Here is a 20,201-nt window from a genome sequence, read left to right as displayed (position 1 = left end):
CGGCGATGCCTTATCCGGCCTACATGGGCGCAGCGCACTGCTTTCCGTAGGCCTGATAAGCGAAGCGCCATCAGGCAGTTGCAGCATCTGTGCACAATGCCGGGCAGATTGCCGGATGGCGGCGATGCCTTATCCGGCCTACATGGGCGCAGCGCACTGCTTTCCGTAGGCCTGATAAGCGAAGCGCCATCAGGCATGTGCGGCCTGCCTCTCAGAAGCAGGCCGCCGGGTTTCGATTAGAAATCGTAACGCAGACGAACCAGGTTCATATCACCCAGGTTGTCGGTGCTGGAGGTGAAGACGTGTTCGTAATCCACACGGAAGCCATAATCCAGCTGCACAGTTACACCCACGCCATTATCAATACGCTGATAATTACGGCCACTGGCGAACTCAAGACGGTCGCCCATCACGTACGGCTGAATGTATTTCACCGCGTACTGCGCAATCGGGAATTTATACCCGGCAAAGTACTCAACGCCCCACGCATCGCCCGCGAAGTAGTTATGCACATCCTTCTTCTTGGTCAGCATGAAGTTTTGATACCAGCCGCCGCCCAGGGAGAAGGTCCAGTTATCCGGCGTCCAGCTCAGCGCGGTACCGAGGATGTTCTGATCGTAGGTTTTGCTGTCGCCGGTAGAGGGCTGACGCATATCCGCACGGGTGTAGTTCCACGCCGCGCCCCAGGTCAGGTCATCCGTCAGGTGATAATCGAGCCCCAGGGAACCGCCGCTCTTACGCTTGTAACGGTTGCCGTCGGTCGCCAGGTAATCATCGCTGAACAGATAAGAGGCATAGATATCCGCATCACCCACGGTTTTCTTATATTTCAGCATCTTGCGTGAACGATAAGAGCCGTCGTAATCACCTTTGATGCCGTTACCCGGCGCCTGCGCCAGCATGTCGTAGTCCCAGATATCGGTTTTCGCGCCGACTACATCGTAGTAAACGCTGTTCTGCTGACCGAAGGTTAACGTGCCCCAGGTCTGGCTTTTCAGGCCGGTGTAGAGCATACGGCGCGTGGTGTTGTGCGCGCTTTCCGCGTAGTGGTTATCCCAGTCGAAGAGTTTCGGGATATCAACGCCCAGCTCGTAGTAGCTGACCCAGCTGATGTCATCGAACAGGTAGTAATCTGCCGCGAAACGGAAGCGGGTGCCACCGTCAAAACCGTTACGTTTAAAGGCGTTTTTGCCATCGTTACCCGTCATATTCTGGAACTGCGGACGAATCGAGCCGCCAACGGTGAAGTTCAGGCGGCTAAGAGGATCGCCCGCCTGTGGGTTCTGTTTCAGAACAGTAATTTCTGCTTGTGCTGTGAAAGACGCCAATGCCACTGCTGCGCCAATGGCTGTCGCCAGGGCGCTTGTTTTTATTTTCATGGTTTTTCCTTGGGAATTGATACAACTAACTGTTAATTAGCGCGGGCATAATATCCCTTATAAGATTCTGGTGGGCGAGGTTTTTTTAATGTTTTGTGCTACTAAACAGGTGTCGATTGATTGTTTACACGTTGAAACAGAGCGACACCGATTGAATTATCGGTGCCGCTTTTTCAGGCAGGATTAACCACTAAATTGACGAAACAGTGCCTTACCCTTCAATAAACGGCTGCCTAACCAACCGCCGCAGAGAGAGAGCAGCAGCGCGCCGCACAGTGGCAGCGTGATCCACAACCGCCAGTCGGGCTGCCACGGGAAGTCAAACACACGGGTTTGCAGCAGTGCCAGCGCCGTTTCCGCCCCAATGGCGGCAACCAGCCCGGAGACCAGCCCCAGCAGCGCAAATTCACACCACAAGGTGGTGCGCAGCAGCCGTTTGCCCGCACCCAGCGTGCGGTAGACCACCAGCTCCTGGTGACGCTGACGCATGCCGACCTGCACCTGCGCCAGCAGCAGTAATACGCCGCAGACGGTCACCAGCACCACCATCACTTCCAGCGCCCGGCTCACCTGCTCCAGCACCTGGCCGACCTGTTTTAAAATCGCGCCAATATCGAGCAGGCTGATGGTGGGAAAGGCGCGGTTAAGCTGCGTTAACATGCTGTTCCCCCCCTCCAGCCGGAAGCTGGTGAGCCAGCTTTGCGGCTGCCCGTCGAGCGCGCCTGGCGGGAAGATAAAGAAGAAGTTGGGCCGCAGGCTCTCCCAGTCCACCTTGCGCAGGCTGGAGATTTTTGCGCTGAACGCCTGTGTATCGCCGGTAAACGTCACCGTATCGCCCAGCTTCAGACCCAGCCGCGCGGCCAGCCCCTCCTCCACTGACACCTCGCCCGCTTTTGGCGGCCAGCTGCCTGCGGTCAGCGGATTGTGATCCGGCCGCTGCTGTTGCCAGGTGAGGTTAAGCTCGCGGTTCAGCGCCTCGTCGGCGTTGCCCTCCGTCGACTGACCATTTATCTCCGTCATCCTCGCCCGCACAATCGGGTAGAACGCCGCCGGGATCACCTGATGTTCAGCAAGGAAAGTTTTCAGCGGCGTAACCTGCTCCGGGGCGATGTTGATCAGGAAGTAGTTCGGGCTCTCTGCCGGTAACTGCTGCTGCCAGCGATCGAGCAGGTCGCCGCGCAGCACCAGCAGCATCGCCAGTAACATAAACGAGAGGGAAAAGGCCGACAGCTGGCTGAGCGTCGACCAGGGCTGGCGCAGCAGGCGATTGACCGCCAGGCGTAGCGGCAGCGCCTTCAGCGTCAGGCGTTTCAGCACATTGAGCAGCAGCCAGCCGACCACGCCGCAAAGCATTGCCAGCACCACCGCCCCTGCCAGCACCGCCCACAGCAGCATACTGCCACCCATCAGCCAGGCGAGCAGCAGCAAGGTGATCAGCGCCACCGCAGGAAGATAGATCTTAAGCGGCCAGACATTTGCCACCGCGTCGCGGCGCAACACCCGCAGCGGCTGCGTCGCCAGCAGCAAACGATAGGGACGCAGCCCCACCAGCAGCGAGATCACCACAATCGCGCCGATCGCCCACAGCCATGGCCAGTAGCTTGCGGGCGGCAGCGCGGCGGGCAACACTGGCTTAAGAAGGCGCATCAGCACCTTTTCAAACAGCAGCCCCAGCGCGCCGCCGGTAATCACCGCCAGCCCAAGCAGCAGCGCCCACTGGCCGACAATCAGCTTTTGCAGCTGCGCGCGACCAGCGCCAAGGGTTTTGAGGATCGCCACCAGATCGTAGCGGCTGCGGCAGTAGTGGCTCATCGCCACCGCGACGGCGGCAACCGCCAGCAGCAGCGTCAGCAGCGCCGACAGCAGCAAGAACTGCTGCGAACGCTGTAAGGATTTCCCCAGCGCGCCCTCGTCCTGCTCCAGCCCGTACCAGCGCTGATCCGCCCCAAGCTGCGGCAGCAGCCACGTTTCATACTTCTCTAACTGCGCGGGGGTGCCGGCAAACTTCACCCGCCAGCTGACGCGGCTGCCCGGCAAGACGGCCCCGGTTTTAGCCACATCAGCGCTATTCATCAGCAGGCGCGGCGCCATCTGAAAGGGGTTAAAGCCGGAATCGGGCTCCTGCGTCACCTCGCCGGCAATGCGCAGCGTGGCGTCGCCCACCTCGATCGTGTCGCCCGGTTTCACATTGAGCAGCGCCATCAGGCGCGGAGCCAGCAGTGCCGTGCCCGGCTGCGGTTTCAGCCCGGCAGGCTGCGTCTCCAGCTCGCCATAGAGCGGATAGCGATTATCCACCGCTTTCACACTCGCCAGTTGCGGCGTGTCGCCCGCAAAGGTCATGGTGCTGAAGCTGACCTGTTCACTCACCTGCAGGCCACCTTTACGCGCCTCCTCAAGCCAGGAGGTGGGGATTTCACGCGAGCTGCGCAGGGCCCTGTCGCCGGCCATAAAATCGCGGCTCTGCTGGCTTAACCCCTTCTCCATGCGATCGCCGATGGTGCCGAGCGCCAGCACGCAGGCCACCGCCAGGCTCAGCGCCATCCAGACAATCAGCAGCGACGGCGAACGCCATTCGCGCCAGAACCAGCGGGCAATCATGCTTCCTCCCACAGTTCGCCGTTGACCAGCCGCAGGCGTCTGTCGCAGCGTGCCGCCAGCTGCGCGTCGTGGGTCACCAGCAGCAGCGTGGTGCCGTAGTGTTGATTCATTGAGAAGAGCAGATCGGCAATTTTGTCGCCCGTTTGCAGGTCAAGGTTGCCGGTCGGCTCATCGGCGAAGAGCACCGCCGGACGGCCGTTAAAGGCGCGGGCCAGCGCCACGCGCTGCTGCTCGCCGCCGGAGAGCTGCGCGGGAAGATGGTCGAGGCGCTTGCCAAGCCCCAGTTCATCAAGCAACGCTTTGGCGCTGCTGCGGCTGTCGCTGCTCTTCTCGCCGCGCAACAGTGCGGGCAGCTCCACGTTTTCCAGCGCGTTTAGGGTGGGGATCAACATGAAAGATTGAAAAACGAAACCGACATTTTGCGCACGTAATTGCGCGCGCGCCTCTTCGTCCATCTTGTGTAACGGCTTGCCGAGCAGATGCACCTCGCCGCTACTGCCATCATCCAGCCCGGCGAGAATGGCGAGCAGCGTCGACTTCCCGGAACCGGACTCGCCAATCAGCGCGATGGTTTCAGCTGGTTTGACAACCAGCTCAACTCCGGTAAGGATTGAAAGCTCCTGCTCCCCCTGACCGACGGACTTCTTAAGATGATGAACTTCAACAATGTTTTCCGCTGGCATTTGCCCTTCCTGTTTTTGCTTTTGTTAACCTTTCGCGCCGCGGCGGCGGACACGCTACTGATTCTTGGCGACAGCCTGAGCGCCGGCTATCGGATGGCGGCAACGGCGGCCTGGCCTGCGCTGCTCAATAACAAGTGGCAGCAACAGCCTGTGGTGGTGAATGCCAGCATCAGCGGCGACACCTCGCAGCAGGGGCTGGCACGCCTGCCCGCGCTGTTAAAAGAGCATAAACCGCGCTGGGTGCTGGTCGAACTCGGCGGCAATGACGGCCTGCGCGGTTTTCCGCCGCAGCAAACGGAGCAGACGCTGCGCCAGATTATCGAGACGGTAAAAAGCGCCGATGCAAAGCCGCTGCTGATGCAAATACGACTGCCCGCCAACTACGGTCGTCGTTATACTGAGGCCTTTGGTGCCATTTACCCGAAGCTTGCTAACGAGCTGGATGTTCCTCTGCTGCCCTTTTTTATGGAAGAAGTCTATCTGAAACCGCAGTGGATGCAGGATGATGGTATTCACCCCAATCGCGATGCCCAGCCGTTTATTGCCGACTGGATGGCCACGCGACTGGCTCCTTTAGTTAATCACGCCTCCTGAATATTCAGGCGCGTCCCCAGGTAAAGTTATGCAAAAAACGGTCTTAATAACAGGATGTTCCAGCGGTATTGGTCTGGAGAGCGCCCGCGAGTTAACGCGTCAGGGGTTTCGCGTACTGGCGGCCTGCCGCAAAGCCGAGGATGTGGAGCGGATGGATCAGGAGGGATTCACCGGCGTTTTGCTCGATCTTGATGACGCGGCGAGCGTGGATCGCGCGGCGGACGAAGTGATCGCCCTGTCCGGCAATCGCCTGTTTGGTATCTTCAATAACGCCGGTTATGGCGTCTACGGCTCCCTTGACTCCATCAGCCGCGAACAGATGGAGCAGCAGTTCTCCAGCAACTTTTTCGGCACGCACCAGCTCACGCTGCGCCTGCTTCCTGCCATGTTGCCCCACGGCGAAGGTCGCATTGTGATGACCTCGTCGGTGATGGGTCTTATCTCCACGCCCGGTCGCGGTGCCTATGCCGCGAGTAAATATGCGCTGGAAGCCTGGTCCGACGCGCTGCGCATGGAGTTGCGCCACACCGGCATTAAAGTGAGCCTGATTGAGCCAGGCCCTATCCGCACGCGTTTTACCGACAATGTAAACCAGACGCAGCGCGATAAACCGGTAGAAAACCCCGGTATCGCCGCGCGCTTTACCCTCGGCCCGGAGGCGGTAGTCGCCAAAGTGCGCCATGCTTTTGAGAGTAAACGGCCGAAATTGCGCTACCCCGTCACGCTGGTGACCTGGGCGGTCAGCCTGCTGAAACGGCTGCTGCCGGCGCGCATGATGGATAAAATTTTGCACGGATGAGTTGAAGGCGCGTGTCGCGTCCCCATCTCATTCTTACTTGTTTAAACAGAGAAATTGCCATGTCCGTACAGAATATCGTCAATATTACCGAAGCGAACCTGCAACAGGTGCTGGAACAGTCCGTTGCGACCCCGGTGCTGTTCTATTTCTGGTCCGAGCGCAGCCAACACTGTCTGCAATTGACGCCGGTCCTGGAAACGCTGGCCGCGCAGTACAACGGGCAGTTTATTCTGGCGAAAGTGGATTGCGATGCCGAGCAGATGGTTGCTTCGCAGTTTGGTCTGCGCGCCATTCCAACGGTCTATCTCTTCCAGAACGGTCAGCCGGTCGATGGTTTCCAGGGCCCGCAGCCGGAAGAGGCGATCCGCGCCCTGCTCGACAAAGTGCTGCCGCGTGAAGAGGAGCTGAAAGCGCAGCAGGCGATGGAGCTGATGCAGGAAGGTAAGCACACCGAAGCGCTGCCGCTGCTGAAAGAGGCCTGGCAGCTCTCGAATCAGCAGAGCGAAATCGGCTTCCTGCTGGCAGAAACGCTGATTGTGTTAAACCGCGCCGACGAAGCGGAAGCAGTGCTGAAAGTTGTCCCATTGCAGGATCAGGACACCCGCTATCAGGGGCTGATCGCGCAGATCGATCTGCTGCGCAAAGCGGCCGACACGCCGGAGATCCAGCAGTTGCAACAGCAAGTTGCCGACAATCCAGAGGATGCGGCGCTGGCAACCCAACTGGCGCTGCAGCTGCATCAGGTCGGGCGTAACGAAGAGGCGCTGGAGCTGCTGTTTAACCACCTGCGCAAAGATCTCGCTGCCGCCAACGGTGACGCACGTAAAACCCTGCAGGAGATCCTCGCTGCGCTCGGTACCGGCGATGCGCTGGCATCAAAATACCGCCGTCAGCTCTACTCGCTGCTTTACTGATCACCCTGCTAAATTTGGCGATCGGGCTGCTTTCATCGCCAATTCGGGCTAAGATGGCATCAAATTAAACAGGAGGTTTTTTTTGATGCCAATCGTCATTATCGTACTTATCGTCGTCGCGCTGGTTATCGTCTTTTCCGGTGTAAAAATTGTCCCCCAGGGCTTCCAGTGGACCGTGGAACGCTTTGGTCGCTTTACCCGCACACTGCAGCCGGGTCTTAGCCTTGTCGTGCCGTTTATGGATCGCATTGGTCGCAAGATCAATATGATGGAGCAGGTTCTCGACATCCCTTCCCAGGAGATCATCTCCAAAGACAACGCCAACGTTACCATTGACGCCGTCTGTTTTATTCAGGTCATCGACGCGCCGCGCGCCGCCTATGAGGTGAGTAACCTGGAGCTGGCGATCGTCAACCTAACCATGACCAACATCCGTACCGTCCTCGGCTCGATGGAGCTGGACGAGATGCTCTCGCAGCGCGACAGCATCAATACCCGCCTGCTGCATATTGTCGATGAAGCCACCAACCCATGGGGTATTAAGGTGACGCGTATTGAGATTCGCGATGTGCGCCCGCCGGCGGAGCTGGTCTCCTCAATGAACGCGCAGATGAAAGCGGAACGTACCAAGCGCGCCTATATCCTTGAAGCCGAGGGTGTGCGTCAGGCTGAGATCCTGAAAGCCGAAGGCGAGAAGCAGTCCCAGATCCTGAAAGCTGAGGGTGAGCGTCAGTCTGCCTTCCTGCAGGCGGAAGCGCGTGAGCGTTCGGCAGAAGCGGAAGCCCGCGCCACGCAGATGGTGTCTGAAGCGATTGCCTCCGGTGATATCCAGGCGGTGAACTACTTTGTGGCGCAGAAATATACCGAAGCGCTGCAGCAGATTGGTTCTGCCAATAACAGCAAAGTGGTGATGATGCCGCTGGATGCCAGCAGCCTGCTGGGTGCCATCGGCGGTATTGCTGAACTGGTGAAAGATAGCGCCAACGAGCGTAAAAAATGATCGCCGAACTGCTGCTTGAACATACCTACCTCGCCTGGCTGACGCTGGGTGGGCTGCTGCTCGCTGCCGAAATGCTCGGCGGCAACGGGTACCTGTTATGGAGCGGCATCGCGGCGGTTGCCACCGGTTTGCTGGCGTGGGCCATCCCTTTCGGCTGGGAGTGGCAGGGAGTGCTGTTTGCCCTGCTGACGCTGCTGGCCGCCTGGCTCTGGTGGCTGTGGCTGGCAAAGCGGGTGAAACAGCAAAACCCCGCCGACGCCTCGCTTAACCTGCGCGGGCAACAGCTGCTCGGCCGCCGTTTCACGCTGGAGAACGCGCTGGTCAACGGCCGCGGGCATATGCGCGTGGGCGACAGCTCATGGCCGGTCAGCGCCGATGCCGATCTCGCCGCCGGTACGCGCGTCGAGGTTATCGCCATTGAAGGTATTACGCTGCGTATCACCCCGGTCAGCGATTAAATTAACGCAAGGATCCCGGCTATGGGCCCGCAAAAACAGCTCGCGCTGGGCATCCTGCTCGCGCTTGGCGCCAGCGCATCCACGCTGGCCTCTTCCGATATAGATGATTGCACGTGGGGCAGCCCCGGCTGCTACCTCTCCACACCGCCGGTGATCGCCATTCACACCGATACCCGCGATAACCTGCTGCGCCTGCTGGGCGACAGCAAAGGCCTCTATCCGCTGCGCCAGCCAATGCCGGCAGATATTACCCGCAGCCGCAACGTTTACTTCGGCGTGCATCACGATGACGCGCCGCCTGCCGCCGCGACAGAAACGTCCCCGCTGGCCGCCACGCTGCGCCAGCAGATGAATACGCTGGGCGTAACGAGCGACAACACGCTGCCACCCGCCCTGCTGCGCCTGATTGCCGACGGTAGCGACACGCAAACCGCAACTGCGGTTGATGACGCCGGCAACGACGGTGAAACCCGTTTTGTCTCGCAAAACAACGAGACGCTCTCGGCCTTCTTCGCCGCCCTGCTTGAGGATAAATCCCTGACCGCGCCGCAGCGCCAGGCGCTGGCAACCGCGCGCATCGCCGCTAATGGTTCTTCGCAGGGTGAAGAGGCGATTAACGCCCTCGCCTTGCCGGAAAATTCAGCCGCGGCGGGTTTTCGCACCTATCTGCAGGCAGCCAACAGCTTCTATGCCGGTGATTATGCCGCCGCCGAACCGCTTTTTACGTCGCTGACAAAGAGCGCGCAGCCGTGGCTTGCCGAAACGGCGAGTTACATGCTGATGCGTAATGCGCTTAACGCCAGCAGTGAAAACGCCAACGGCGAGTATGGCGACTTTGACGTGGGGAAAATTGATAAGCCCCACGCTGAGCAGGCGCGAAGCGCGGCGGAGAGTTACCTCAGGCAGTGGCCGCAGGGGCGCTACTCCGCCTCGACGCAGGGGATGCTGCGCCGTATAGAGTGGTATCTTCAGCAGTGGGACAGCCTCGCGGCGCGCTATGAAAAAGCGCTCTCTGCCGCCGCCAGCGGCGATGCGCTGGTGACGCTTATCAACGAGAGCGACAACAAGCTGCTGAGTAAGGATGTTAGCTGGGGAGGCGAGGCATTTGTCAGCGCCCCGAATGCCTCGCTGATGACCTTTATTGCCGCCCTGCGCTGGATGCGCGAATCGCCCTGCCGTGAAAACACACCCTGTATTGATAACGCCTGGCTTGAGAGCCATAAAGCGGCGTTCGACAGCAACCAGCGCGGCGCGCTGTGGAACTATCTCCGTCTGCAACTCGCTTACAGCACGCAGGATTACGCGGCGGTGGTGAGCGGTATCACCCCGGCAAAAGCGCTGGCGGAGCATGATGTTCTCGCCTTCAGCGAACAGGTGCTGTATGGCGATGCGCTGATGGCGCAGAAAGCCTGGCCCGAGGCGCAAAGCCACTGGCTGCGCCTGCTCGATTTGAGCCGTGACGTCGAACAGCAGCAGCTATTACAGGCCAAACTGGCGGCCACGCTGGTGGCGAGTGAGAAGGTCGATGAGATCTTCGCCCCCAACAGCCGGGTGACTAACCTGCGCTTTCGCGCGCTGGTGCTGAAAACCAAAGCTTCGCGCCCGCTGCTGCTTGCGCAGGCGCAAAACGGGCCGAACAGCGAAGAGCGCACTATCGCCCTGCACACGTTGCTGATGCGTGACTTAACCGCCGGAGACTACGCCGACTGGTTGCAGGATAAAAAGCTGATTGCCGCCATTATGCCGCCGGTAAAAGATGAGGCGTTCGCGGATGTCGATCTGCAGGTCTTTACCTGGCAAGGCAGCGAGGAGACAAGCCGCTATACTTGCGCCGCGCTGGAGAAAACCGTCACCACCCTTAGCAAAACGCCAACGGATGGACATGCGCTGAACTGCCTCGGCGAATTCTTCCGCACCACGCAGGCGAGAGTCTCGCTGGGCGTCGAACGCGGCGGCAATGATGCCCTTGACGCTGCCATCGCAATGCCATCCCTGCCCGGCGTGCCGCAGCGGCTGGCCGCTTACCAGCAGGTGATCAACAACCCGAAAGCGGAGCCGGAAGATAAGAGCTATGCCCTCTACCGCGCGGTGATGTGTTATGCCCCGTCGGGCTATAACGACTGCGGCGGCGAGGACGTGGATAAATCGGTGCGTAAAGGCTGGTTCCAGCAGTTGAAGAGCCGCTACCCTGGAAGCGTATGGGCCAACGAACTCCGCTACTACTGGTAGTCACGCTTGCCGCCCTGCTCTCTTTATTAAGCCCTGCGAAGGCGCAGGAGCAGGCGTTCTGGCTCTGGTCCGGGGTGCGCCCCGGTGACGCGCTGCGCGAGGCCGATGTGGTCTATCTTCATCAGGGCGACGTGGTGATCAACGGGGGTAATGCGGTATTTGAGCGCAAAGGGCTGCCCGTTAACCGGCTGGTCTTTCCACGCATCTGGTTGACAGTGCGTTTTGCCACCCTTGACGTGCCGGAGAGGCTGCTGCTGCGCCTCAATAGCCTGCTGGCGCGCTGGCAGGCAGCGGGAAATGAGGTAGTTGGCCTGCAGATCGATTTCGATGCCGCCACCTGGCGGCTGGATGAGTACGCCCGCTTTCTGCAGCGGCTGCGACAAACGCTGCCCGCGAACTACGCGCTGGGGGTGACCGGGCTGCTGGACTGGGCGAAAACAGGCCGCGTTGACACACTGAATGCGTTGCCGGTCGATGAGCTGGTGGTGCAGAGCTATCAGGGACGCCGCACGGTGGCGAACTTCGCCGCTTATCTGCCGGCGCTGTCCGGGCTACGCATTCCGTTTAAACTGGGCGTCGTGCCAGGCGGGATTTGCGATACGCAAGCGATAGCGAAGCTCGCTGCTTCACGCTGGTATCGCGGCACGGTGACCTTTCTGCTTAACCCTTCGCGCGGTGATGACAGCAGCCGGAAAGGTTGTCCATAATCGGGCAATCGGCCCCCTCGTCGCCGGGACAGGCCTCTGCCAGCGTCAACAGCTGGGCGCGCATCGCCTGTAACTCGCTGATATGGCGTTCGATCTCGGCCACTTTCTGCAGCGTACGGGCTTTCACATCGGCGCTGTGGCGGGCGGGATCGTTAAACAGATTCACCAGCTCGCCGCACTCTTCGAGGTTAAACCCCACCTGGCGCGCCTGGCGCAGCAGCGTCAGCTCATTGAGATGCTGCTGGCTGTAGCTGCGATAGCCGTTTTCCCCGCGCAGCGGCGGCGTCACCAGCCCCTTCTGCTCATAAAAACGGATCGCTTTACTGGTTAAACCGGTCTTTTTTGCCACATCGCTGATATTCATCATCTTCCCCATCATTTACACACGGCAAATAGTGCGACGCCTGCTATGAGGCTGGGAAATAATATTAATCCTTACGATATCTCAAAACAAATATATGCCTGTTGTAAATATTTCTATTTGCCGATCTGTCGCTTCGCTATACCATAGCGCGGGATTTTCAAATAATGATAAAAGTTCGACACACAGGAGTTGTTTATGAGTGATATGGCTTTTTGCCGCGGTTGCGGAAAGGAGATACATAAAGATGCGGTTGCATGTCCGGGCTGCGGCGCGCCGCAGAGCACCGCTGGCAAGAAAAGCCGCATCTCCGCTGCGCTGTTCGCCTTCTTCCTTGGCGGCTTCGGCGCACATAAATTCTATTTAGGTAAACCGGGACAGGGCATCCTTTATCTGCTGTTCTTCTGGACCTGTATTCCGGCAATCATCTCCTTTATCGAATTTATTATTTACCTCTGTAATTCCGATGAGGAATTCGCGCGTAAATATGGCTGAGTATTAACCGCCAAATGATGCCAGACCCCGCTCAATGCGGGGTTTGTTATTTCTGGCGGTCGCGTTGCGCCTGCCCTGCTATTTTGTACCGCATGGCCTTGACCTTCCCCTCACGGGAAGGTTTAAGCTTGTCAGGTGTGATCGAATTCCCATCCCAAGGAGATTGTGTATGTCTCATACCATAGAGCTAAACCTAGATGGCCTCTCCTGCGGCCATTGCGTTAAACGTGTGAAAGAGAGCCTGGAAAAACGCCCCGACGTTGAGGCAGCCGATGTCACCATCGAGCACGCTCAGGTGACGGGTAGCGCCAGCGCCGAATCGCTCATCGCGACGATTGAAGAGGCCGGGTACGGCGCGAGCATCAGCCACCCAAAGGCTAAACCGCTGGCAGAGTCATCACTCCCGTCGGAAGCACTGACAGCGGCCACTCCAGAGCTTCCGGCAGCTGACGCGCTTGATGACAGCCAGCAGCTGTTGATCAACGGCATGAGCTGCGCCAGCTGTGTCTCCCGGGTACAAAAAGCCTTACAGGCGGTTCCGGGCGTCACACAGGCACGGGTAAACCTGGCGGAGCGCACTGCGCTGGTGATGGGCAGCGCGCCCGCCGCAGAATTAGTCAGCGCCGTTGAGCAGGCGGGCTACGGTGCGGAAGCGATTGAAGATGATATCAAGCGGCGCGAGCGTCAGCAGGAGACGGCGCTCGCCACCCTGAAGCGCTTTCGCTGGCAGGCGATAGTCGCCCTGCTGGTTGGTGTGCCGATCATGCTTTGGGGCATGCTCGGCGACAATATGATGGTCACCGAGGCCAACCGCTCGCTGTGGCTCGGCATCGGCGCGCTCACCCTCGCGGTAATGGTGTTTGCCGGTGGGCACTTCTACACCAGCGCGTGGAAAAGCCTGCGCAACGGTACGGCGACGATGGATACGCTGGTTGCCCTGGGCACCGGCGCGGCCTGGCTCTACTCGATGAGCGTCAATATCTGGCCGCAGTGGTTTCCGATGGAAGCCCGCCACCTCTATTACGAAGCCAGCGCGATGATTATCGGTCTGATTAACCTTGGCCATATGCTGGAAGCGCGCGCCCGCCAGCGCTCGTCGAAAGCGCTGGAGCGGCTGCTCGATTTAACCCCGCCAACGGCGCGGGTCGTGACCCCTGAGGGCGAAAAAAGCGTTCCGCTGGCCGACGTGCAACCGGGCATGACGCTACGCCTGACGACCGGCGATCGCGTGCCGGTGGATGGTGAGATCCGCGACGGCGAGGGGTGGTTTGATGAAGCGATGCTGACCGGCGAGCCGGTGCCGCAGCAAAAAGGCGCGGGCGAGACGATTCACGCCGGCACCGTGGTGCAGGATGGCAGCGTCCTGTTTACCGCCAGCGCCGTGGGCAGCCAGACCACGCTGTCACGCATTATCCGCATGGTGCGCCAGGCGCAGAGCAGCAAACCAGAGATCGGCCAGCTCGCTGACCGTATTTCAGCAGTGTTCGTTCCGGTGGTCGTCGCCATTGCCCTGCTGAGCGGCGCAATCTGGTACCTCTTCGGCCCGGCCCCGCAGATTGTCTATACCCTGGTGATCGCGACCACGGTGCTGATTATTGCCTGCCCCTGCGCACTCGGGCTGGCGACGCCGATGTCGATTATCTCCGGCGTCGGGCGTGCGGCAGAGTTTGGCGTACTGGTGCGCGATGCCGATGCGCTGCAACGCGCCAGCACGCTCGATACGCTGGTGTTTGATAAAACCGGCACCCTGACGCGTGGTAAACCGCAGGTGGTGAGCATCACTACGCTTGAGAAAGATGATGCGAGCGCCCTGCGCCTGGCGGCGGCGCTTGAGCAGGGCTCCAGCCACCCGCTGGCGCATGCGATTCTGGAAAAAGCTGCAAATGATGGCCTGCCGGAAGTGAAGCAGTTTCGCACCCTGCGCGGGCTGGGGGTCAGCGGTGAGATTGAGGGGCAACGCGTGCTGCTCGGCAACCAGGCGCTGCTGGCGGAACATCAGGTCGATACGCGCGCACTGGATGATGAGATCGCCGCGCAGGCCAGCCGTGGCGCCACGCCGGTGCTGCTGGCGGTAGAGGGCAAAGCGCGGGCGCTGTTCGCCATTCGCGATCCGCTGCGTGATGACAGCGTGCAGGCTTTGCAACGCCTGCACCGCGCCGGTTACCGGCTGGTGATGCTGACCGGCGATAACCCGACCACGGCAAATGCCATTGCCAGAGAGGCGGGCATCGATGAGGTGATTGCCGGTGTCTTGCCGGATGGCAAAGCCGAGGCGATCAAACAGCTCCAGCAGCAGGGCCGCCAGGTGGCGATGATTGGTGACGGCATTAACGATGCCCCGGCGCTGGCGCAGGCCGACGTTGGTATTGCGATGGGCGGCGGCAGCGACGTGGCGATTGAAACGGCGGCGATCACGCTGATGCGCCATAGCCTGCTCGGCGTGGCCGATGCGCTGGCGATTGCTAACGCCACGCTGCGCAATATGAAGCAGAACCTGCTCGGGGCGTTTATCTATAACTCGCTTGGTATCCCGATTGCCGCCGGTATTCTCTGGCCGCTTACCGGCACACTGCTCAACCCGGTGGTGGCCGGAGCGGCAATGGCGCTCTCCTCGATTACCGTGGTGAGTAACGCCAACCGGCTACTGCGCTTTACCCCGCGCGAATAAACCCCGCCCCGCCGCCACCTGCGGCGGGGTTTACACCCTCCCGCTTCGCGCGTTAGCATGCCGTTTTACTCTCAGGAAGCGCGTATGAGCCTGTTTCAACGATTGAAAGCTTTCCTTCTCGCGCTTCGTCAGCGCCACTACCCGTGGCCTGCATTAGACGTTGAGTTACCCGGAGGCCGTCACCTCCACCTGGTCGGCAGCATTCATATGGGCACGCACGGCATGGCGCCGCTGCCCGCAGCGCTGCTGCAAAAGGTGCGCGAGGCCGATGCGCTGATAGTCGAAGCGGATATCGCCGGTTCCGACTCGCCGTTTGCTAACCTTCCTGACGCTGCTCCGCTCGACACTCGTCTCAGCCCGACGCTGATCGGAGCGCTGGAGAGCACGCTGGAGAGCCTGTCGTTAAGCCGTGCGCCGTTTGAAACACGTCCCGCCTGGCACATCGCGCTGGTGCTACAGGCGACGCAGGCGCAGCGGCTTGGGCTGCGATCCGATTACGGCATCGACTATCAGCTGCTCCAGGCGGCGCAGCGTTTTAACGTGGCGATCATGGAACTGGAGGGCACCACCAGCCAGCTCGACATTTTGCGCCAGCTGCCGGATGACGGCACCGAACTGTTGCAAGACACCCTCACCCACTGGCATGAGAATGCGCGCCTGCTACAGGTGATGATGAGCTGGTGGCTGGAGAGCCCGCCGCGTGATGAAAACCTGAGCCTCCCCTCAACCTTTAGCCAGCCGCTGCACGATGTGCTGATGCATCAGCGTAACCGTGCGTGGTGCGACTACCTGTTCCGTCTGCCGCCGGGGCGTTATGTGGTAGCCGCGGGCGCACTCCATCTCTATGGCGACGGCAATCTTCCCTCGCTGTTAGCGGAAAAAATGGCGCATTAGCGCAAGATGCTACTATTTTCCCGGGTGGGTGCAGGCGTATGCTTACGGCGTGAAGACGCTTGATAAGAAGGATTATTATGACGCCCGCCGTAAAGTTACTGGAAAAAAATGGCATCGCTTTTCAGCTCCACAGCTACGATCACGACCCTAACGAGACTAACTTTGGCGATGAAGTGGTGCGTAAGCTGGGGCTGGATGCAGACAGGGTTTATAAAACGTTGCTGGTGGCGGTCAATGGCGATATGAAGCAACTGGCCGTGGCGGTAACGCCGGTAGCCGGGATGCTGGATTTGAAAAAGGTGGCTAAAGCACTGGGGGCGAAAAAGGTCGATATGGCAGACCCGATGGTGGCGCAGCGTACCACCGGCTATCTGGTGGGCGGCATCAGCCCGCTCGGGCAGAAAAAACGCCTGCCGACGCTTATCGATGCGCCCGCGCAAACCTTCGATACCATCTATATCTCCGGCGGCAAACGCGGGCTCGATATTGAACTGGCGGCGAGCGATCTGGCGAAACTGCTGGGTGCACACTTTGCCGATATCGCCCGCCGCGAGTGAGGCGTTACTGCCAGCTCACTTCGCCTTTCGGTTCGTAAGCATTCACATCCAGCGGTGAGTTGTTCTGGATGAACTCTTTCAGCACCTCAGCATCGATAAAGCCGGTGTTCACATATCCGGCTTTATCATCCAGACGCGGATAACCATCGCCGCCGGTGGCGTTGAAGCTTAGTGTTGCCAGACGATAGCCTTTCGCCTCATCCAGCGGTTCGCCTTTGATCTTCACGTCGCTAAGGGTGCCCCCCTTCGCCACAAAACTGACGTTGGCAAACTGCGGGTACGCGCCGGAATCGGGCTTCATCTGCGCCACCGCCGTCAGGTAATCAAGCAACTCTTTACCGCTAAGATTGACGTAGACCACGGTGTTGCCGAACGGCTGCACTTTCAGCACGTCTTTGTAGGTGATATCGCCCGCTTCGATGCTGTCACGCACGCCGCCGCCGCTCATCACCGCCAGATCCGCGCCGGTGCGCGCCATCTGTGCGGCGAGAAGTACCCGCGCCAGGTTGGTCTGCACAAAACGCACTTTGCTGCGATCGCCCTCAAGGCGGCCGGTGGTACTGCCAATCTTCACGCCCAGCTGCGCTTTACCTTTGTTCTGGAATGGCGTCAGCAGCGAGAGCATCTGTGCGTTTTCGGCAATTTCCGGCGTGTAGAGCACGCGTTCGCTCTTACCGTTATCGTAGGTCACCTTCTTCTTCAGGTTGACCGGGATGAGCTGGTAGCGCACCAGTTTCATCTCGCCGTTACGGAACTGGAAATCCGCACGCCCCACATATTTGCCCCACTCGTGGGCCTGCACAATCCAGGTACCGTTTTGCTGATCCGGTGCGCACGGCGTGCCGGGCACATAATCGACCTGTTTTTTATTCTCGGAGGCCATGCAGACCGGATCCTGTGAGTGACCGCCCACAATCAGCGCCAGCGCCCCTTTCGGCAGGCTGCGTGCCATCTCAACGTCGCCCGGCGCGTTTGAACCATGCTCGCCGTTGTCGTAATGCCCCATATGGGTGGTGGCGATAATCACATCCGGTTTTTCATTTTGATTCAGTTCATCGATCACCAGCTTCGCTTCGGTAGCCGGTTGGCGGAACTCGATATCGGTGAAGTACTCCGGGTTGCCGATTTTGGCAGTGTCATCCGTGGTCAGGCCGATTACGGCAATTTTTAGCCCTTGGCGGTTGAAGATCATCCAGGGCTTGAAGAGGCGCTGATTCGTACTCTTCTGGTAGATGTTGGCGGACAGGAAGGGGAATTTCGCCCACTTCTCCTGCTGGCGCAGGACGCTCATCGGGTTGTCGAATTCATGGTTGCCGACCGCCATTGCGTCGTAACCGATGAGGTTCATACCGCGAAAATCGGGCTCGGCGTCCTGCAAATCGGACTCCGGTACGCCGGTATTGATGTCGCCGCCAGAAAGCAGCAGCACGCTCCCGCCCTGTGCCGCCACCTCTTTGCGAATGCCGTCCACCAGCGTCTTCTGCGCCGAGAGGCCATATTCGCCATACTCGCTGCGCCAGAAGTGGCCGTGATGGTCGTTGGTGTGCAGGATGGTGATGTTATAAGTTTTATCCTGCTCGTAAGCCTGCGCCGGCAGGCTTAATGCGCCCAGCGCCGCCAGCAGACTCACCGTAATGCTCTTCTTTAACACGCTCATGCTTCTCTCCCTGACCCCATTGGTGAAAGGAGAAAATACAGCGCTCGTCAATAATAGACAAATAAGTTCTGGTAACTCTGCCAGGCCGCTTTTATTACCCGCCACTTTTTATCTTCTCACCGCCGCCTCACTCCTCATAAAAGAGCTGCGTCCGCAATCTTGCGAACACGCAAGCGCAACAAGCGTAGCGAAGCGCGGTTGCCTTAAATGATTTCTCCAAAGCGCCTATTCCCCCTGTTTGCGCAGGATGATTACCATATTCGATGACCATTACGCTGACTTCCCGGCCTTTATACCCAATGAAACCCCTGGTTTTCAGTATCACTTATCCTTTAAATCTGCGTCAGCGCCCTTAATTATGTTATGGCAGAGCCGGTTGGCGATTTTTTTCGTCCAGATTGCTGTTTTCTTCATAATTCAACAATTATTCACAAACGCAGACGGCAAAATTGTCATAAACTGTAACTCAGCTATCGGTCGACGACCGTGGGATCCACGCATCAACGAAAGGAGACGGAATGCATCACGCCACACCGCTTATTACCACCATTGTCGGCGGGCTTGTGCTCGCTTTTATCCTCGGCATGATTGCCAATAAACTGCGCATTTCCCCTCTGGTGGGCTACTTATTAGCGGGCGTGTTAGCGGGGCCATTTACGCCAGGGTTTGTGGCGGATACCAAACTGGCACCTGAACTCGCGGAACTGGGCGTGATCCTGCTGATGTTCGGCGTCGGCCTGCACTTTTCGCTAAAGGATTTGATGGCGGTAAAGGCCATCGCCATTCCCGGCGCGATCGCGCAGATAGCCGTCGCGACGCTGCTGGGTATGGCGCTCTCTGCCGCCCTCGGCTGGTCGCTGATGACCGGCATCGTCTTTGGTCTCTGTCTGTCCACCGCCAGTACCGTGGTGCTGCTGCGCGCCCTTGAAGAGCGACAGCTGGTGGATAGCCAGCGCGGGCAGATCGCCATCGGCTGGCTCATCGTCGAAGACCTGGTGATGGTGTTAACGCTGGTGCTGCTACCGGCGGTAGCCGGCATGATGGAAAAAGGTAATCTTGGCCTTGCCTCGCTGGCGGTGGATATGGGCATCACCATCGGTAAAGTGGTGGCCTTTATCGCCATTATGATGCTGGTCGGCCGCCGCCTGGTGCCGTGGATCATGGCGCGCAGCGCCGCGACCGGCTCGCGCGAACTCTTTACCCTCTCGGTGCTGGCGCTGGCGCTCGGTATTGCCTTCGGCGCGGTTGAGCTGTTTGATGTCTCCTTCGCCCTCGGCGCCTTCTTCGCTGGCATGGTGCTCAATGAGTCCGAGCTGAGTCATCGCGCCGCGCACGATACCCTGCCGCTGCGTGACGCCTTTGCGGTGCTCTTCTTTGTCTCCGTCGGCATGCTGTTCGACCCGATGATCCTTCTCGATCAGCCGCTGGCGGTGCTGGCAACGCTGGCAATTATTGTCTTTGGTAAATCGGCGGCCGCTTTCCTGCTGGTGCGCATGTTTGGACACTCGCCGCGTACCGCATTAACCATCGCCGCCAGCCTCGCGCAGATTGGTGAGTTCGCCTTTATCCTTGCCGGACTGGGGATGGCGCTGGATCTGCTGCCGCAGGAGGGGCAAAACCTGGTGCTCGCCGGGGCGATCCTGTCGATTATGCTCAACCCGATCCTGTTTACCATTCTGGAGAAGTATCTCGATAAGACCGAGACGCTGGAGGAGCAGACGCTGGAAGAGGCGACGGAAGATGAGAAACAGATCCCGGTTGATATCTGCAACCATGCGCTGCTGGTCGGCTTTGGCCGCGTCGGCAGCCTGCTCGGCGAGAAACTGATTGCCCAGGGCATTCCGCTGGTGGTGATTGAAACCTCCCGCACGCGGGTCGATGAGCTGCGCGAACGCGGTGTCCGCGCGGTGCTGGGTAATGCGGCGAATGAAGAGATTATGAATCTGGCGCATCTGGATTGCGCCCGCTGGCTGCTGTTAACCATTCCGAACGGCTATGAAGCGGGCGAGATTGTCGCCACCGCACGGGAGAAGTGCCCGAATATTGAGATTATCGCCCGCGCCCATTATGACGATGAGGTGGATTACATCAGCGAACGCGGTGCGAACCAGGTGGTGATGGGCGAACGCGAGATTGCCAATACCATGCTGAATATTTTGGCGAGTACGCCAGCAGGAAATGAAACCGCTGAAACCGCGTAGGCCGGAT

Annotated in this window: 17 protein-coding genes; 12 read left to right on the top strand and 5 right to left on the bottom strand. The window is 59.4% G+C overall.

Going from position 1 to position 20,201, the window contains the following annotated elements:
- Positions 1-236: 236 nt before the first annotated feature.
- The 3 genes from PU683_RS04165 to ybbA form a co-directional block, all read right to left on the bottom strand.
- Complete coding sequence (locus PU683_RS04165) at positions 237-1,379, bottom strand: porin (RefSeq protein WP_277170256.1); 1,143 nt, start codon at positions 1,377-1,379, stop codon at positions 237-239.
- A 183-nt stretch (positions 1,380-1,562) separates the two neighbouring features.
- Positions 1,563-3,977 carry a putative ABC transporter permease subunit YbbP gene (gene ybbP, locus PU683_RS04160; RefSeq protein ID WP_277170255.1) on the bottom strand — a complete coding sequence of 805 codons (2,415 nt, stop codon included), beginning with the start codon at positions 3,975-3,977 and terminating at the stop codon, positions 1,563-1,565.
- Positions 3,974-4,660, bottom strand: coding sequence for a putative ABC transporter ATP-binding protein YbbA (ybbA, locus tag PU683_RS04155; RefSeq protein ID WP_277170254.1), 687 nt, complete (start codon positions 4,658-4,660; stop codon positions 3,974-3,976). Before ybbA ends, ybbP begins: the two co-directional genes overlap by 4 nt.
- Between ybbA and tesA the strand changes: the two genes are divergently transcribed.
- From tesA to PU683_RS04120, 7 genes are all read left to right on the top strand, one after another.
- Entirely contained in the window at positions 4,631-5,254 is a 624-nt protein-coding gene (tesA, locus tag PU683_RS04150; RefSeq protein WP_277170489.1) for a multifunctional acyl-CoA thioesterase I/protease I/lysophospholipase L1, read from the top strand. The two genes, ybbA and tesA, sit on opposite strands and share 30 nt — an antisense overlap.
- Before the next feature lie 28 nt (positions 5,255-5,282).
- The gene (locus PU683_RS04145) at positions 5,283-6,053 is read left to right on the top strand and encodes an SDR family oxidoreductase (protein ID WP_277170253.1); all 771 of its coding nucleotides are present in this window, start codon (positions 5,283-5,285) and stop codon (positions 6,051-6,053) included.
- Between the two features lie 59 nt (positions 6,054-6,112).
- Entirely contained in the window at positions 6,113-6,967 is an 855-nt protein-coding gene (locus PU683_RS04140) for a thioredoxin family protein (RefSeq protein ID WP_277170252.1), read from the top strand.
- Between the two features lie 85 nt (positions 6,968-7,052).
- Complete coding sequence (locus PU683_RS04135) at positions 7,053-7,967, top strand: SPFH domain-containing protein (RefSeq protein WP_277170250.1); 915 nt, start codon at positions 7,053-7,055, stop codon at positions 7,965-7,967.
- Positions 7,964-8,425, top strand: coding sequence for an NfeD family protein (locus PU683_RS04130; RefSeq protein WP_277170249.1), 462 nt, complete (start codon positions 7,964-7,966; stop codon positions 8,423-8,425). The genes PU683_RS04135 and PU683_RS04130 overlap by 4 nt, the downstream gene beginning before the upstream one ends.
- Positions 8,426-8,446: 21 nt before the next feature.
- Positions 8,447-10,654, top strand: coding sequence for a PA5441 family protein (locus PU683_RS04125; protein WP_277170248.1), 2,208 nt, complete (start codon positions 8,447-8,449; stop codon positions 10,652-10,654).
- Complete coding sequence (locus PU683_RS04120) at positions 10,624-11,361, top strand: DUF3142 domain-containing protein (protein ID WP_277170247.1); 738 nt, start codon at positions 10,624-10,626, stop codon at positions 11,359-11,361. Before PU683_RS04125 ends, PU683_RS04120 begins: the two co-directional genes overlap by 31 nt.
- Here the strand turns inward: PU683_RS04120 and cueR are convergent.
- The gene (gene cueR, locus PU683_RS04115; RefSeq protein WP_277170488.1) at positions 11,315-11,725 is read right to left on the bottom strand and encodes a Cu(I)-responsive transcriptional regulator; all 411 of its coding nucleotides are present in this window, start codon (positions 11,723-11,725) and stop codon (positions 11,315-11,317) included. The two genes, PU683_RS04120 and cueR, sit on opposite strands and share 47 nt — an antisense overlap.
- Positions 11,726-11,920: 195 nt before the next feature.
- Between cueR and PU683_RS04110 the strand changes: the two genes are divergently transcribed.
- The 4 genes from PU683_RS04110 to ybaK all read left to right on the top strand — a co-directional run bounded on the left by PU683_RS04110 (position 11,921) and on the right by ybaK (position 16,336).
- Positions 11,921-12,217 (top strand): NINE protein, encoded by a 297-nt coding sequence (locus tag PU683_RS04110; RefSeq protein WP_277170246.1) that lies wholly within the window; start codon positions 11,921-11,923, stop codon positions 12,215-12,217.
- Positions 12,218-12,386: 169 nt separating this feature from the next.
- Positions 12,387-14,885 carry a copper-exporting P-type ATPase CopA gene (copA, locus tag PU683_RS04105; protein ID WP_277170245.1) on the top strand — a complete coding sequence of 833 codons (2,499 nt, stop codon included), beginning with the start codon at positions 12,387-12,389 and terminating at the stop codon, positions 14,883-14,885.
- 84 nt (positions 14,886-14,969) lie between these two features.
- Positions 14,970-15,779 (top strand): TraB/GumN family protein, encoded by an 810-nt coding sequence (locus tag PU683_RS04100; RefSeq protein WP_277170244.1) that lies wholly within the window; start codon positions 14,970-14,972, stop codon positions 15,777-15,779.
- A 77-nt stretch (positions 15,780-15,856) separates the two neighbouring features.
- Positions 15,857-16,336: a Cys-tRNA(Pro)/Cys-tRNA(Cys) deacylase YbaK gene (ybaK, locus tag PU683_RS04095; RefSeq protein ID WP_277170243.1), complete on the top strand. Its 480-nt coding sequence runs from the start codon at positions 15,857-15,859 to the stop codon at positions 16,334-16,336.
- A gap of 4 nt (positions 16,337-16,340) precedes the next feature.
- Here ybaK and ushA read toward each other — a convergent pair whose 3' ends face one another.
- A complete protein-coding gene (gene ushA, locus PU683_RS04090) occupies positions 16,341-17,993 on the bottom strand; it encodes a bifunctional UDP-sugar hydrolase/5'-nucleotidase UshA (protein WP_277170242.1) in 1,653 nt (550 codons plus the stop codon).
- 518 nt (positions 17,994-18,511) lie between these two features.
- Here ushA and ybaL point away from each other — a divergent pair.
- Positions 18,512-20,194, top strand: a complete 1,683-nt coding sequence (gene ybaL, locus PU683_RS04085) for a YbaL family putative K(+) efflux transporter (RefSeq protein WP_277170241.1) — start codon at positions 18,512-18,514, stop codon at positions 20,192-20,194.
- Positions 20,195-20,201: the final 7 nt, after the last annotated feature.

Source organism: Candidatus Kosakonia sp. 282A-S69, assembly GCF_029433855.1.
Taxonomy (GTDB): Bacteria; Pseudomonadota; Gammaproteobacteria; order Enterobacterales; family Enterobacteriaceae; genus Kosakonia; species Kosakonia cowanii_A.
The sequence above is the reverse complement of the archived record's forward strand: the minus strand, read 5'-3'. Positions and strand labels throughout refer to the sequence as shown.